A 13662-nucleotide genomic window follows, 5' to 3' on the forward strand; every position below is an offset into this window, starting at 1 on the left:
TACAATTCTAGGGGGATGTATGATAGCGAGGCGATGGCGGCTCGGCGCGTCTATTCAAAGCGGCGCGCTGTTTATAGGATTACTGTTAATCGTCACCGCATTGCCCCTTCAGGCGGCTAACCCTCGCTATGCTGGGATGGTCGTTGACCTGGATGAAGGTGAAGTTCTCTACTCGGAAAATGCCGATGCTCGTCGCTATCCCGCTTCGCTAACCAAAATCATGACGCTCTACCTAGCCTTTGAAGCGCTCGACGAAGGGCGTTTGCGTTTGGATCAGGCGTTGCCGGTATCTTCCCAGGCAGCGTCCATGCCCGCGTCAAAATTATGGCTATCGTCTGGCAGTTCAATTTTAGTTGATGAGGCCATTCGAGCCTTAGCCGTACGTTCGGCCAATGACGTGGCGGTCGTCATGGCGGAGGCAATCGGAGGAAGTGAGGGTCGCTTTGCCCAATTGATGACCGAAAAAGCCCGGGAACTGGGGATGCCCAACACCACCTTTCGCAATGCCTCAGGGCTTCCCGATGACCAGCAGATAACCACGGCTCGGGATATGGTGACGCTGGCGGTTCGGGTAATGCAGGATTTCCCCGATTATTATCATTACTTCGGCCTGCAAGAGTTCACCTATCGGGGTACCAAGCACACCAGTCACAATCGCCTGGTGCGTGATTACCCCGGTGCGGATGGCTTGAAAACCGGCTTTATCCGCGCCTCGGGTTTCAATGTGGTGACGACCGCGATGCGCGGTGATCGTCGGCTGATGGGCATTGTGATGGGCGGTTTTACTGCGCAGTCGCGAGACAAGCACATGGCCAGTCTGCTGGATCGAAGTTTTGCCCGGGCAACGCTACGGGACCAGCGTAATTGGGTGGCCGATTTGAGCTTTTCCGACGAGTATATGGCCTTTTCATCGGCACCAAAAGACATGCCAGCACCCCCACAGCCGTCAGAAACGTCACCCGTGGTAGCGACTTATACGCCGGAAGCGGAGCCGTCTGAGCCAACCCCAGAGGCGCCTACCGAAGCGCAGGATCGCGAGCCGCAAGAGGACCCACTGCAAGCTTTTATTGATCGCGAGCGTGTTATGGCATCGCGTGCCTCAGCAAGTGGCTGGGGTATCCAGGTGGGCGCTTTCAGTCAAGAAGATCAAGCTCAGCGCTATGCGCGTGAAGCGGCCGGGTATTTGCCCCGTGATGTAGAAGGGCAAGTGGCAGTCGATGCATCGGTAGGCCAAACGCCGGTATTTCGTGCTCGGCTCATGGCGCTCGAAGAGCAGCAAGCGCGTCAAGCCTGCGAGCAATTGCGTTCGCGAGGAATGGATTGCTTAGTCGTTAACGCCAGTCTCTAGCGCGGTATGGTGCGATCACCCCGCCAAAGGCTTTTGGCGGGGTTTTTTGCTTTTAGGTGAGGAAGAACAAAGGAGATCGCGGTGACCACGTCCCTGAAAGGCATCCTCTGCATGTGTCTGGGCGTTTTGTTCCTGGCGCTAGGGGACGCCGTTTCCAAATGGCTAGGTGAGGTGCACTCGCCGCTGCAGATCATTTTTTTCCGTACCCTGATCTCGCTGCCGCTGATTGCCCTGCTCGCTCACTTTGCCGGTGGCCTGCGCAAGCTGCGCACCAAACGACCACGCGTACACCTGCTGCGCGGGTTGATATATACCGCTACGATGGTCTGTTTTGTACTGGGGTTAACGCTATTACCGCTGGCTGAGGCGACCGCGATTGCCTTTGTGGCACCGCTGTTTGTCACCCTGCTGTCGGTACCGTTGCTGGGTGAGCGTATTGATCCCCCGGTGCTGATTGCGTCGCTTGTGGGGTTTGTTGGGGTGCTGATTGTCGTGCGCCCCAGTGGCGATGCGTTTCAACTGGGTGCCTTAGCTTTGGTCGGAGCGGCACTATTCTATGCCTTGATGATGATTACCGCGCGCCGCTATGGGGGGCGCGAGCACCTTTGGGCAATGTTGTTTTACATGACCTGTGTGCCCTTGGTGGTGACCGGGCTGACATTGCCGTGGGTGTGGCAGACGCCGCAGCCATGGCACTGGGTCGGTTTTTTGGCTTCAGGCGTGTTGGGCGTGGCGGCCACCGCCTTTATCACCTTGGCGTTTCGCTTTACGCCAGCGGCGATAGCCGCCCCGTTCGATTACACCGCCATGCTGTGGGCTGTGCTGCTCGGCTGGTGGTTCTGGGGGGAGCTACCCGACCTGTGGGTATGGGTCGGCAGTGCGTTGATTATGGCCAGCGGCCTGGCGATTGCCTACCACGACCGACGCACGACCCTGAAACGTCGTCCAACCGCCTAGCCTGGGCCTAAGCGAACTGGTAGACATCCATGGCGAGAACGCCATGCTCTACGCTATGGTGCAGCTGTGTGGCTTCGCCACCGGCGCCCATGGCCACCAGCAGCGGCTGGAAGTGCTCAGGCGTCGGGTGATTTTGCCGGGCATGGGGTGCGCTTTCCCAGTCGAGCAGGGCTTCCCGGTCGCCGTTGCTGAGGCGCGCGTTGACCCACTGGGCAAAGGCATCCACCCAGAGCGGCATGGGGCTGTCCGGCGGCATGATTTCATACAGGTTGTGGGTCAGGCTGCCCGAGCCGATTACCAGGATGCCCTCATCGCGCAGCGCCGATAGCTGTTCACCCAGCGTCACGAGCGCTGCATTGCTCCAGCGTACGGGAAGCGACAGCGACACAACCGGCACATTGGCGTCAGGAAACATCAACGAAAGGGGCACCCAGGCGCCGTGATCCAGGCCGCGTTCGACCCGCTCGGCGTCGAGCAGCCTGGCCAGTCGCTCTGCCAGCTCAGGGTCGCCGGGAGCTGGATACCGACAGTCGAAAAGCGCCTGAGGGAAGCCGCCAAAATCATGAATCGTCTCCGGCTTGGCGCTGACGCTGACTTTGAGCGCGGTGCTCTCCCAATGGGCCGACACCACGATCACTGCCTTGGGGGAAAGCCGCTTGCCCAGCCCGCGCAGAAACGCGTGGGCTGGCGTCTTATTCAGGGCCAGCATGGGCGAACCATGGGAAATAAACAGGCTAGGTAACATGGGGAAACTCCATCGTGGGCCGACACCAGCAACCAGGCCAGTGCCAGCGTCAAGCTTATGCCAATCGGCGGTTCAACACCCAGCTGCCACTGCCCAGGCCTGCCTGAACGAGCAGCGCAATCGCCCAGAATACCGGAAACTCCCAGCCACCGCCGGGGTTGGAGAACACCCAGCCATTGCCAAGGTGTGCCCAGGCAGCGCCGAGCAGTACCGGCACCAGGGCCAGGCTCACCCAACGGGTATACACGCCGAGCACCAGGGCGATGCCGCCGCCCACTTCAGCAGCGATGGTCAAATAGGCCATGAAACCGGGTAAACCCAGCGACTCGAAGTAGGCAACGGTGCCGGGTAGGGTGAATACAAAAACTTTCATCAGGCCGTGGGCCAGGGCCATCACGCCCAGGCTGATGCGCAGCAGGGCAGTGGTGTGACGGGGTAGGGAAGACGAAGGGGTCATGGCGGTCTCTCTCGTGGTAGTAGGCATCACGCGGGATGCGATGGCACCACTATACGACCGCGCGGGAGCTCGATAATCCCTTGGCCAAGCACTTCACTGTTGCGCAACAGGCGACAATCCCATTTCCGTTTCCCACGACGGCGGGTCGCCCCAGGCGTCCGCGAGTATATCAATGAAACGCGCCACCTTGGCGGGCAGGTGGCGCCGGGCGGGATACAGAGCGTGAATCTCCAACAGCGTTGGTGGCGCCTTCAAGAGAATGGGCACCAACCGCCCGCTGGCGATGCTCTCGGGCAGCAGAAAGCTAGGCTGCTGGGCAATTCCCAGGCCTGCCTCGGCGGCCTGGGTCAGCATATCGCCGTTGTTGCTCTCAAGCGGCCCCGAGACGGCCAGCGTTTGTTTGCCGACGTACCAGTGGCCGCTGTTCTGGCCGCTGCGATAGCGCAGGCAGCGGTGCTGCGAGAGGTCTTCAATACGCGCTGGCGTGCCGTGCTGCGCCAGGTACTCAGGTGAGGCGCAAAACACCAGCTGACAGCGGGTAAGGCGCTTTGCAATCAGGCTGGAGTCGGGCAGGCTGCCAATCCGGATGGCCAGATCGTAGCCTTCTTCCAGCAGGTCTACCCGGCGATCGTTCAGGTCCAGGCGGATGTCGAGGCCGGGGTGCGCCTGCATGAACCGGGCGACCTGTGGTGCGAGGTAGCGTGTGCCGAAACTCATGGGGCCGTTGATGCGCAGCCGCCCGCTGACGGTACAGGTGCCGCTGCTCACTTCAGCGGCGGCTTCTTCCAGAGCAAGCAAGATACCCTGCGCCCGGGCCAGGTAACGCTCGCCGGCCTCGGTAAGATGCAGCCGCCGCGTGGTGCGCTGAATCAATCGGGCGCCCAGCGCTTCTTCCAGTGCCATTACCTGTCGAGATACCCGCGTTCGTGAGAGATCGAGCGCTTCAGCGGCGCGGGTGTAGCTACCCAGCTCGGCGACTTTGACGAAAGCCGTGATGTCATCAAGGCGATTCATTGGTCGCTAAACGCCAGCGCCGCCTGGCGTGGATCAGGCTGACCGCAGATCGCCGATATGACCGCCAGCCCATGGGCACCGGCGCGCCGCACGGCGCTTGAGTGGCTGGCATTGAGCCCGCCGATGGCCACACTGGGTAGCGGGCAGGCATTGACCAGGGAGGCGAGCCCGCCAAAACCAATCGGCTGGGCGTGATCTTGTTTGCTGGGCGTGGCAAACACCGGCCCGATGCCCACGTAATCAAGCAGGTCGGTGGGTACTGCCTGAAGCTGCTCCACTGTGTTGATCGAAAGTCCCAGTATGGCCTCCGGCCCCATTGCCAGGCGTGCCTGGTGCACGGCCGTATCGCTTTGCCCGACGTGCAGTCCATCCGCCTGGCTTGCCAATGCCACCTCGAGGCGGTCATTAATAATCAGTGGCACCCCGCTACCCGCCAGCACGGCTTTCAAGCGCCGTGCCTGGTCGATCATGTCGGCGTCACTGGCATGCTTGTCGCGTAGTTGTACAATGCTAACGCCGCCGCTGACGGCTTCGCGGACGGTGTTCTCAAGCCCATGGCGCTGACACAGCGTTGCATCGGTGACCAAATAGAGCGACAGATCAAGCAGCATGCGACACCTCCCGCTGGGCGAACTGGCTGAGCTCGTCCGGGGTGAGTTGGTACAGTGCATCCAAGAAGGCAACGTAAAAACTTCCCGGCCCCTTAGTTATAGCCCCTGCGCGTTGACCGGCCAGGGCAAAGCACGCCATTGCTGCACTGCTGGCGTCCAGCGGCGCGTCGGGGGTTGCTGCGACAAACGCCGCCACCAAGGCGCTAAGCCCACAGCCTAGCGTTGTAACTCGGGGCATCATTGGGTGGCCGCCGTTGATGATGTAGCACTTGTCGCCATCGGTAATCACGTCCCGCTCCCCGGTCATGGCGACCACACAGCGATACTGCTCGGCTAGAGCCATGGCGGCTGCCAGGGCATCCTCGGTAGCGGCGGTCGCATCGACGCCGCGGCCCTGGTGGTTTAATCCATTGAGCGCAAGTATTTCGGAGGCATTAGCGCGAATAACGCTGGGTTGGTGGGTCAATAGTGCTGTGCAGACGGTCTGGCGATAGCCGGTGGCACCAACGGCCACTGGGTCTAGAACCCAAGGAACGCTACAGGCATTCGCGGTCTTTGCGGCGATAAGCATGGCATCGGCCCAAGGAGCTGAAAGGGTTCCGATATTAATCGAGAGCGCACCAGCTAGCTGGGTAAACTCTGCCACCTCTTCTTGGGCATGTAGCATGGCGGGGGAGGCGCCAGCGGCAAGCAACACATTGGCGCTGCTGTTCATCGCCACATAGTTGGTAATGCAATGGACTAGCGGAGTGCTAGCATGAAGTTTTGCGAGGGAGTCACCAAGTGGGGGTAGCGTCATAGCATCCTCCCGACGGGGGAGGTGGCAAGCGCGCCACGACTCCCTACGCCGGTATTAGCCGGTTCAGGTTATAAGGGTGCGTCTCAGCCCGTTCTGTCACGAGCGCCCCTGTCGTGTTGATACTATCTTCGTGTTGAGCCGGTCTGTAAAGCCCTGGCAGCGGCATCTAGCGAAACGAGATGCGTGTTCCGTAGGTGAGCATTTCATCAGGTGTCATGGCTTTTCCCTCAACGCCAATCATTTCGTCGCCGCATTGATCAGCAAACGTCAGGATGCCGTGGGTTAAGCCTAATTCACCCAGCGTATCGCGGATTTCGCCAGTGCCCAGGAAAGTGCTGACGTGTCCTTCGGCATTGGATAAATCGGAGACACCGTTGGCATGGTGAAAACGGACTTTATAGATACCGTCCATGGATTCCACTTCCACAATTGGCGAAAAACCGTTGCGGAGCGCTTGGGAAAGCTGCTTCAACGTGATGTGATCGCCAAGGGTCATATCAATCGAGGTCATTACCGGCTCCTGATGGACGCGCTCAGCTAGATATTACCTAGCGTCTTGTATAACGACATAATTAAAGCGTAGGACGTTTGCATAGGAATTCCAGAGCAAGACGCGTTAGAAGCCGGCTTTGGGGCGTGGTAGCACGGGGTGGGCGGTGCACTCAGTACATTGAGCTCGAGGGACATAAGGCCTCTTGTCCAGGGTTGGTAATTTGTCAGATTGCCCTCATGATGAAGCGATAGACACCGAAATTGGGCAATCATAAGGGTAAGTAGAGACATTGTGCAGAGTCTCTAAAGGCTTATACAAAGTAACCGATACGTCAAAGGAGATAGCGCATGCCGTTTCAAGGTGAACAGCATCCAGGAGTGAAACCTGCCCCTAAGCAGACCCAAGGCTTCCGCCTGAACCACACCATGTTGCGGGTCAAGGACCCCAAGCAGGCGCTGTCGTTTTATTCCCGGGTGTTTGGCATGCAGGTGATGCGTCGGCTCGATTTCGAGGAAATGCAGTTCTCGCTTTACTTCCTTGCGAACCTCGAAGGCGGCGAAGACGTACCCGAAGAGACAAAGGCGCGCACCGCCTGGACGTTTAGCCAGAAGGGTCTTCTAGAGCTGACCCACAACTGGGGAACAGAAAACCAGGACGACTTTGCCTACCACGATGGCAACGCCGAACCGCAAGGCTTTGGTCATATTTGCTTTAGCGTACCCGATTTAGTCGCAGCACAGGCATGGTTCGACGAGCACGACGTGACGTTTGTCAAACGGGCCGATCAGGGCAAAATGAAGGATGTAATTTTCGTCAAAGACCCGGATGGCTACTGGATCGAAGTGATCCAAGCGGACCTGATGGCCGGTAAGGGCGAATAGCATGGCACATCTGCTTTTCCGCCTGCGCCACGTAACCGACGAAGAGGCCATGGAAGTGCGTCAGTTACTCGATGCCCACGGCATGGATATCTACGAGACGCAGGCGGGCTTCTTTCGGCTGGGTGTCGATGCGATTTGGCTGCGTGATAAACGCCAGCTTGAGGATGCCCAGGCGCTGCTGGCCGAGTACCAAACCGAGCGCCAGACGCGCGCCAGGCAGGAACATCATGACGCGCTAGCGCGCGGCGATGCGCCAACCCTATGGCAGCGCTTCACCGCCCACCCCGTGCAAGTCACGCTGGTGGGCGTGGCCATCGTCATGCTGATCGCGTTAACGCTCCTGCCCTTTCTCGCTTTAGGCTGATCCGGCCTGAGCGGGCGGCAAGTGACCGCGTTTGAGATATAGCTGCACCCCGTCGGTTCCGGCGGTGAGTGTCAGTGCCATGCCGCTGGGATAACGACACCAGCTACCCGCTGTGTATTCACTGTCGCCGTCGCTCAACGTACCTTCCAGAACGAAAAACTCCAACCCACCGGTTAGCACCGGATAGCTGATGGCTTGCCCTGCCTCCCAGTGCTCCAGGCTGACGCGCTCTTGTTTAAACGTGTGCAACATTTTATAGGCGATGCCCGGTCGGCGGTCTGGCTGCCAGGGCAAGCGATGGGCGGGCACCGCCAGTTGTAACTCATCGTTGGGGTCAAACTGATGGAGCTTGACCAGAATCAGCGCGCCTTCATCGCCAATCTGCGGCGTATGGCCTGTACCGATAGGGTTGCGCAGATAGCTACCGGCGGCGTAACGGCCATGCTCGTCGGCAAAGACGCCCTCCAGCACTAAAATCTCTTCACCACCACCGTGGATATGGCGGTCAAACTGGCTGTTGGGGGCGTAGCGAACAAGGCTTGTGGCGCGCGCCACTTCATTGCCAATACGGTCAAGCATCATCCGTTCGACGCCAGCGCTGGGCGAGGCCACCCAGCGGTAATCTTCCGGTGTCACACAGGCAAAGCGGGTAAAGTCGGCGTTTAAACGCATGGGGCTGACTCTTGCAGGCAAAGGAAGTGGTGCTAGTCTCCTTATCGCTGCGCAAAAATGCAACTTTCGCTGATTCCGTTCCTGTGCTCAGCGCCATTGCTCAGGGCTTGTCGGTCAGCGCGGTAAAGATATGGTGCGCTGCCTCGATGCGCGCCTGATTGGGGTAGTTGCGGTTTGCCAGCATCACAATACCGATCTGCTCGCTGGGCACAAAGGCCACATAGCCGCCAAAGCCATTGGTCGATCCGGTCTTGTTGTAGAGCGCCTGCTGCCTGGGGGGCAGCGGTGGGCTTAGGCGGTTGACTGGGTTGGCTTCGAGTATCATCTCAAGCGAATTGCCTTGTTCAAGCGCATCAAGTGCGACCGGATAGGCGTAGCTTTCCCAGCCCAACCCTTGAGTCATATCACCGACCTCAAGGTAACCGGTTCGCGTGGTTTCCATGGCTTGGCTCAGTGATTCATCAAGCTCAGCGCTATCCATATTGGCTTCCACAAACGTCAGTACGTCTGCCGCTGTTGATTTCAACCCGTAGGCTTGGGCATCCAGTACGCCAGGATTCACCCTGATCGGTTCATCTTCTTTCGAGTAACCGTAGGCATAGCTCGCCATCTGATCGTCAGGAACCTGGTAATAGCTATGATCAAGGCCCAGCGGAGTCAATATCCGCTCTTCCATCAGCGTATTAAATGGCTTGCCCAGGCTTTGCGCGGCGAGATAACCGAAAAGCCCTATGCTCGGGTTGGAATAGAGCCGGTGGCTGCCAGGTGCAGATTTCGGCTGCCATTGGCGATAGTAGTCGACCATCGACTCTTCACTTTGTACCTCTTCCGGAAATTGCAGGGGGAGTTCGCCCGCCGTGTAAGTACCCAGTTCCAGCAGCGTAATATCATCAAAGGCGCTGCCTTCAAGGGCGGGCAGGTGGCGGCTGGCTGGGTCAGAAAGCGAAAGGGCGTCGCTGGACTGCGCGTGGGCCGCCAGCGTCGCGGTGAATATCTTGCTGACGGAGCCAAGCTCGAACAGCGTCTCTTCGGTCACCGGTGTCTGTGCTTCCAGGTCGGCGACACCATAATTAAAATAATGCTGTTGGCCATCAATGCTAAGCGCAACGGTCATCCCTGGGATATCATGTTCAGCCATCAGGGATTCGATAGTACTGTTGACTAGCGCCTCCACGTCTTCGCTATGGGGCGCGGCTAATGCCCACCCTGGGCAGCTTAAAAGGAGCGATCCTGTCATGATAACCCGCGTTTTTGCTGCTAATATCTTACCCATGCTGAAGCCTTGTTCCGTGAGTGAAGTGAGGAATGCGCTGTCGCTCGCCCCGCGAAGGCGTGGCAAAGCGTTAATTTACGACCTGCGGGGTGAGCTAACAAACAGTTATATTTTGTACGAGCCATTAGAAAAATTGGGGGCAGCGTGGCGCGTTCTTACTTGCCGCTGAAGGCTTTACGCGCCTTTGAGGCGTCGGCGAGGCATCTGAGTTTTACGCGCGCAGCAGACGAGCTGTGCGTGACCCAGGCCGCGGTTAGCCATCAGGTTAAGCTGCTCGAAGCCCAACTGAAGGTGCCACTGTTCAAACGGTTGCCCCGAGGCTTAATGCTCACCCAAGAGGGCGAGCGACTTTTGCCGGTGCTCAAGAGTTCGTTCGACCAGATTACCCACACGCTAGACCGGGTGGGTGAGAGCAGTTATCGGGACGTATTAAACGTTGGCGTGGTGGGAACCTTTGCGGTTGGCTGGCTGCTACCCAGGCTGGATGATTTTCAGCAACAGTATCCGTTTGTCGACTTTCGCCTTTCTACCCACAATAACCGGGCAGATATTGCAGCCGAAGGGCTCGACTTCGCAATCCGTTATGGGGCAGGTGCCTGGCACGGCATTGCAGCGCAGCCCCTGATGCCGGTATCGCTATCGGTCATGTGTATCCCTACTATTGCTACCCGCCTCGAAACGCCTGTCGATCTATTGGGCGAGACGTGGTTGCGTTCCTATCGCGCCGACGAGTGGGCAGAGTGGTTAGCGGCCGCAGGGTTGCCAAACAGCTATCCGATGACCAAGAGTATTGTGTTTGACTCTTCCATCGCCATGGTGGAAGCAGCGTTACAAGGGGCAGGAGTGGCGCTGGCGCCAACATCGATGTTTACCCGTCAACTAAGCAGTGGCGCCCTGGTCCAGCCTTTCGACGCCACTGTCAGCCTGGGAGGCTATTGGCTGACGCGCTTGCAAACACGCCCGGAAACCCGCGCAATGGCGTCTTTCCGAGCGTGGCTGCTAAAGGCGAGCAATGCTTGAGCCGCGTTGATTGCCCCGGCCCGGCTAGTGGCTATGCTCGCTGTGGTCGTGGTCGTGGTCGTGGTCGTGGTCGTGGTCGTCATCGTCATGCTCGTGATCGTCATGACCCGGCTCAGCCAGCGCATCGTGAAGCGTTTCGGCATTGTGGCGCATCATGCCTAAGTAAGTACTTGCTTCGCCTTCGCTGCTTAGTGCATCGGCATACAGCGTGCCTGCTACGCTAAGTCCGGTTTCTTCCGCCAGTTGATCCAACACCGACTGATTGGTCATGTTTTCATGGAACAGGGCTTCGACGTTTTCTTCTTCAATGACGTCGATCAACTCAGCCATGCTGGCACCGCTTGGATCGGCTTCGGTCGAGAGCCCTACCGGAGAGAGAAAACGCACGCCGTAGGCATCGGCAAAATAACCAAACGAGTCGTGGCCGGTGATCACACTGGTAGACGCCGGAATCTCTTCAATCAGCGCACGGATCTCGTCGTCGGCTTTCTCTATCTCGGCCAGATAGCGCTCGGCGTTTTCCTCATAGGTCTCGCGATTGTCGCCATCGGCTTCAATCAATCCATCGCGGATGTTCTCGACATAGGTTTCAGCGCGGGCCAGATCTTGCCAGGCGTGGGGGTCGTCATCGCCGTGGGCGTGGTCGGCCTCTTCGTCGTCTCCATTGTGGCCATGCTCGTCGTGATCATGATCGTCATGAGCGTGTTCGTCGTGGCCATGGTCATCGTGCCCGTGCCCGTGCCCGTCGTGATCATCCTGGCCAGCCCGGGCCAGCGGCTCGATGCCCTGGGTCGCGGTGACCAGCGCGCCGGCGTAATCGCTGGAGTCGATCAGGCGCTCCATCCAGCCTTCAAACAGCAGCCCGTTGAACACCACCAGGTCCGCATCGGCCAGCGCCCGCGCGTCGCCAGGGCTTGGGGTATAGACGTGGGCATCGCCGTCAGGGCCGACCAGCGAGCTCACCTCGACGTGCTCACCGCCCACCTGTTCGACCATATCGGCCAGAATCGAAAAACTGGTGACCACCTGTACGCGTTCGGATGCCATGGCGGCGGGTAACGCCAGCAGGGCTGATACGCCAACCAGCCAGCGAGAGGGGTGCAATCTCATTTAAGCGCTCCTAAAAGGGTCAATCGGGCCATGCCCGAGGATTAATGGCTCGGCTCTGCAGACAGCGGTGCGGTTTTACGGCGCCATCTGGCTGCCAAACTGTGATAACGGCCGAATAAGGCAGAGAGCAGATAGCCACTACCGGCCAATAGAATAATGCTGGGGCCTGAGGGAATATCGAGGTGGAACGACAGCAGTAATCCCCCGGTGCTGGCAATCATCGCAAGCGCCACGGCAATACCGATCAGGCCTTCCAGCCGCTTGCTCCAGAAACGCGCCGATGTAGCGGGCAGCATCATCAAACCCACCGCCATCAACGTGCCCAGGGTTTGAAACCCGGCGGTGAGATTGAGCACCAGCAGGCCCAAAAACACGCTGTGTACCCAGCCGCTGCGGCGGCTCTGGCCGCGCAAAAACAGCGGGTCCAGGCACTCCACTACCATTGCACGGAAAATCACCGCCAGGGTTAGCACGATCAGCGTGCTGATCCCGGCGATAAGCAGCAGCGCGGTGGAGTTGATCGCCAAAATGGAGCCAAACAGCACGTGGGTCAGATCCACGCTGCTGCCGCCAAGCGAAATCAGCATCACGCCTGCGGCCAACGAAATAATAAAAAAGCTGGCCATGGCGGCATCTTCGCGTTGGCCGCCCATTTTGGACACCGCCCCGGCAAGCAATGCCACCATCACCCCGAATAGCACCCCGCCGATACTCATAATCGGCAGTGAAAACCCGGCCAGCAGGAAGCCAAGCGCCACCCCAGGCAGAATCGCATGGGCCATGGCGTCGCCAATCAGGCTCATGCCGCGCAGCACCAAAAACACCCCAAGCGTGGGCGCCGCCAGCGAAAGCGCCAGGCCGCCTACCACCGCGCGACGCATAAAGCCGTAATCGAAAGGCGCGATAAACCAGGTATCAAGCAGTGCCAGCATGACGGCCTCCTAGCGTAAACGGCACCACTTCCGCCGGTGCGTGTTGGTGGCTAAGCGCGCCAGGCGAGACCCAGCGGCCATGCCCGCCGTTAAGCATCAGCACTTCATCGGCCAGTCGACGCAGATGGTCCATATCGTGGAGCACCAAAATAAGCGTTGCCCCGTCGTCGGCCATCTGGCGCAAAATGCGGATCAAAATATCCACCGTCTCGCCATCCACGTTGGCAAACGGCTCGTCGAGCAGTAGCAGCTCGGCCTCCTGCATTAGCGTACGACCGATCAGTGCGCGCTGGCGCTGGCCGCCGGAAAGCTCGCCCAGCGGACGGTGGGCCAGGTGCGAAATACCCAGCCGCGCCATGATCTCGCGGCCCTTACGGTAGTGCGCGGCACAGTAACCCTTCATCGCCCCATGGCTTGGCCAACTGCCGGTCATGACCAGTTCTTCCACGCTCATTGGGAAGGTCAAATCCAACGCCAACTGCTGGGGCAGCCAGGCGCGGCGCTCTTTGGGCACGGTGCACACCACCTTGCCGCTGATCGGGCGTAACTCGCCCATGATGGCCTGAATAAGTGTGCTTTTCCCCGCGCCATTGGCGCCAATCAGCGCGGTGATCGCGCCTGGTTGAAAGTCGCCTTCCACATGCTCAAGCACCGTGCGGTGTCCTTGGGCCAAATGCAGGTCGTGCAGTTGCAGGCGTGACAGTGAACGCTCACTCATAACGCCCACCCGTTAGCCCATAGCACCATCAACCAAAGCACCAGTAACGGCACCGAGACCGACAGCAGCCGCCGCAACGCCGACAGCGACATCAGCGAAAAATGACAAGGCCCTTCCTTGTTATGGCGATGTGAATGCTCACTCATTAAGCCGACCTCGCGAATAATCAAATAGGTTATAACATAACAATTGGCGACGCCAATAAATTTGCCACGTATTTTACTCGCTCAGCGGCACAGGGCAACGCCAAGCATGCAACGACAGCTCA

General features: G+C 59.0%; 17 protein-coding genes and 1 riboswitch. Of the genes, 5 read left to right on the plus strand and 12 right to left on the minus strand.

All coding sequences use genetic code 11. From position 1 onward, the window contains the following. Positions 1 to 19: 19 nt before the first annotated feature. Positions 20 to 1348 carry a D-alanyl-D-alanine carboxypeptidase gene (locus CPH17_RS13665; protein ID WP_096299873.1) on the plus strand — a complete coding sequence of 443 codons (1329 nt, stop codon included), beginning with the start codon at positions 20 to 22 and terminating at the stop codon, positions 1346 to 1348. An 81-nt stretch (positions 1349 to 1429) separates the two neighbouring features. Further along, entirely contained in the window at positions 1430 to 2305 is an 876-nt protein-coding gene (locus CPH17_RS13670; protein ID WP_231898031.1) for a DMT family transporter, read from the plus strand. Between the two features lie 7 nt (positions 2306 to 2312). On the opposite strand, the gene CPH17_RS13675 is transcribed toward CPH17_RS13670, so the two are convergent. The 6 genes from CPH17_RS13675 to CPH17_RS13700 form a co-directional block, all read right to left on the minus strand. Next, on the minus strand, positions 2313 to 3050 hold the full coding sequence (locus CPH17_RS13675) for a DODA-type extradiol aromatic ring-opening family dioxygenase (RefSeq protein ID WP_096299875.1): 738 nt from the start codon (positions 3048 to 3050) through the stop codon (positions 2313 to 2315). Positions 3051 to 3105: 55 nt separating this feature from the next. Beyond that, positions 3106 to 3507, minus strand: a complete 402-nt coding sequence (locus tag CPH17_RS13680; RefSeq protein ID WP_197703494.1) for a DoxX family protein — start codon at positions 3505 to 3507, stop codon at positions 3106 to 3108. A 93-nt stretch (positions 3508 to 3600) separates the two neighbouring features. Further along, positions 3601 to 4521 carry a LysR family transcriptional regulator gene (locus tag CPH17_RS13685; protein ID WP_096299879.1) on the minus strand — a complete coding sequence of 307 codons (921 nt, stop codon included), beginning with the start codon at positions 4519 to 4521 and terminating at the stop codon, positions 3601 to 3603. Next, positions 4518 to 5132: a thiamine phosphate synthase gene (gene thiE, locus CPH17_RS13690; protein WP_096299881.1), complete on the minus strand. Its 615-nt coding sequence runs from the start codon at positions 5130 to 5132 to the stop codon at positions 4518 to 4520. Before thiE ends, CPH17_RS13685 begins: the two co-directional genes overlap by 4 nt. Then, on the minus strand, positions 5122 to 5931 hold the full coding sequence (gene thiM, locus CPH17_RS13695; protein ID WP_096299883.1) for a hydroxyethylthiazole kinase: 810 nt from the start codon (positions 5929 to 5931) through the stop codon (positions 5122 to 5124). The genes thiE and thiM overlap by 11 nt, the downstream gene beginning before the upstream one ends. 23 nt (positions 5932 to 5954) lie before the next feature. Next, positions 5955 to 6051: riboswitch (TPP riboswitch) on the minus strand. A 46-nt stretch (positions 6052 to 6097) separates the two neighbouring features. After that, positions 6098 to 6442 (minus strand): hypothetical protein, encoded by a 345-nt coding sequence (locus CPH17_RS13700; RefSeq protein WP_074397813.1) that lies wholly within the window; start codon positions 6440 to 6442, stop codon positions 6098 to 6100. Between the two features lie 329 nt (positions 6443 to 6771). Here CPH17_RS13700 and gloA point away from each other — a divergent pair, with 329 nt between their 5' ends. Both gloA and CPH17_RS13710 read left to right on the plus strand, forming a co-directional pair. After that, the gene (gloA, locus tag CPH17_RS13705) at positions 6772 to 7305 is read left to right on the plus strand and encodes a lactoylglutathione lyase (RefSeq protein ID WP_096299885.1); all 534 of its coding nucleotides are present in this window, start codon (positions 6772 to 6774) and stop codon (positions 7303 to 7305) included. 1 nt (position 7306) lies between these two features. After that, positions 7307 to 7669, plus strand: a complete 363-nt coding sequence (locus CPH17_RS13710) for a DUF6164 family protein (protein ID WP_096299887.1) — start codon at positions 7307 to 7309, stop codon at positions 7667 to 7669. Here CPH17_RS13710 and CPH17_RS13715 read toward each other — a convergent pair. Then, positions 7661 to 8341 carry a cupin domain-containing protein gene (locus CPH17_RS13715; protein ID WP_096299889.1) on the minus strand — a complete coding sequence of 227 codons (681 nt, stop codon included), beginning with the start codon at positions 8339 to 8341 and terminating at the stop codon, positions 7661 to 7663. The two genes, CPH17_RS13710 and CPH17_RS13715, sit on opposite strands and share 9 nt — an antisense overlap. Before the next feature lie 100 nt (positions 8342 to 8441). Further along, on the minus strand, positions 8442 to 9614 hold the full coding sequence (gene ampC / locus CPH17_RS13720) for a class C beta-lactamase (protein WP_096299891.1): 1173 nt from the start codon (positions 9612 to 9614) through the stop codon (positions 8442 to 8444). Between the two features lie 144 nt (positions 9615 to 9758). Between ampC and CPH17_RS13725 the strand changes: the two genes are divergently transcribed. Then, positions 9759 to 10634 (plus strand): LysR family transcriptional regulator, encoded by an 876-nt coding sequence (locus tag CPH17_RS13725; protein ID WP_096299893.1) that lies wholly within the window; start codon positions 9759 to 9761, stop codon positions 10632 to 10634. A gap of 24 nt (positions 10635 to 10658) precedes the next feature. Here the strand turns inward: CPH17_RS13725 and CPH17_RS13730 are convergent, their stop codons facing one another. The 4 genes from CPH17_RS13730 to CPH17_RS20050 are packed head-to-tail and all read right to left on the minus strand — an operon-like array spanning position 10659 to position 13540. Further along, complete coding sequence (locus CPH17_RS13730) at positions 10659 to 11744, minus strand: metal ABC transporter solute-binding protein, Zn/Mn family (RefSeq protein WP_096299895.1); 1086 nt, start codon at positions 11742 to 11744, stop codon at positions 10659 to 10661. Positions 11745 to 11785: 41 nt separating this feature from the next. Further along, positions 11786 to 12676, minus strand: a complete 891-nt coding sequence (locus tag CPH17_RS13735; protein ID WP_096299897.1) for a metal ABC transporter permease — start codon at positions 12674 to 12676, stop codon at positions 11786 to 11788. After that, a complete protein-coding gene (locus tag CPH17_RS13740) occupies positions 12660 to 13394 on the minus strand; it encodes a metal ABC transporter ATP-binding protein (protein ID WP_096299899.1) in 735 nt (244 codons plus the stop codon). The genes CPH17_RS13735 and CPH17_RS13740 overlap by 17 nt, the downstream gene beginning before the upstream one ends. Next, a complete protein-coding gene (locus CPH17_RS20050) occupies positions 13391 to 13540 on the minus strand; it encodes a hypothetical protein (protein WP_172822112.1) in 150 nt (49 codons plus the stop codon). The genes CPH17_RS13740 and CPH17_RS20050 overlap by 4 nt, the downstream gene beginning before the upstream one ends. Positions 13541 to 13662: the final 122 nt, after the last annotated feature.

Origin of the sequence: Halomonas sp. hl-4, from assembly GCF_900215475.1 — a bacterium.
GTDB lineage: Bacteria > Pseudomonadota > Gammaproteobacteria > Pseudomonadales > Halomonadaceae > Vreelandella.

Bases quoted from the DNA above. Each gene is read 5' to 3' on its own strand.
- CPH17_RS13665 (WP_096299873.1), top strand. From the start codon at position 20: ATGATAGCGAGGCGATGGCGGCTCGGCGCGTCTATTCAAAGCGGCGCG.
- CPH17_RS13675 (WP_096299875.1), bottom strand. From the start codon at position 3,050: ATGTTACCTAGCCTGTTTATTTCCCATGGTTCGCCCATGCTGGCCCTG.
- CPH17_RS13680 (WP_197703494.1), bottom strand. From the start codon at position 3,507: ATGACCCCTTCGTCTTCCCTACCCCGTCACACCACTGCCCTGCTGCGC.
- CPH17_RS13685 (WP_096299879.1), bottom strand. From the start codon at position 4,521: ATGAATCGCCTTGATGACATCACGGCTTTCGTCAAAGTCGCCGAGCTG.
- thiE (WP_096299881.1), bottom strand. From the start codon at position 5,132: ATGCTGCTTGATCTGTCGCTCTATTTGGTCACCGATGCAACGCTGTGT.
- thiM (WP_096299883.1), bottom strand. From the start codon at position 5,931: ATGACGCTACCCCCACTTGGTGACTCCCTCGCAAAACTTCATGCTAGC.
- CPH17_RS13700 (WP_074397813.1), bottom strand. From the start codon at position 6,442: ATGACCTCGATTGATATGACCCTTGGCGATCACATCACGTTGAAGCAG.
- gloA (WP_096299885.1), top strand. From the start codon at position 6,772: ATGCCGTTTCAAGGTGAACAGCATCCAGGAGTGAAACCTGCCCCTAAG.
- CPH17_RS13710 (WP_096299887.1), top strand. From the start codon at position 7,307: ATGGCACATCTGCTTTTCCGCCTGCGCCACGTAACCGACGAAGAGGCC.
- CPH17_RS13715 (WP_096299889.1), bottom strand. From the start codon at position 8,341: ATGCGTTTAAACGCCGACTTTACCCGCTTTGCCTGTGTGACACCGGAA.
- ampC (WP_096299891.1), bottom strand. From the start codon at position 9,614: ATGGGTAAGATATTAGCAGCAAAAACGCGGGTTATCATGACAGGATCG.
- CPH17_RS13730 (WP_096299895.1), bottom strand. From the start codon at position 11,744: ATGAGATTGCACCCCTCTCGCTGGCTGGTTGGCGTATCAGCCCTGCTG.
- CPH17_RS13735 (WP_096299897.1), bottom strand. From the start codon at position 12,676: ATGCTGGCACTGCTTGATACCTGGTTTATCGCGCCTTTCGATTACGGC.
- CPH17_RS13740 (WP_096299899.1), bottom strand. From the start codon at position 13,394: ATGAGTGAGCGTTCACTGTCACGCCTGCAACTGCACGACCTGCATTTG.
- CPH17_RS20050 (WP_172822112.1), bottom strand. From the start codon at position 13,540: ATGAGTGAGCATTCACATCGCCATAACAAGGAAGGGCCTTGTCATTTT.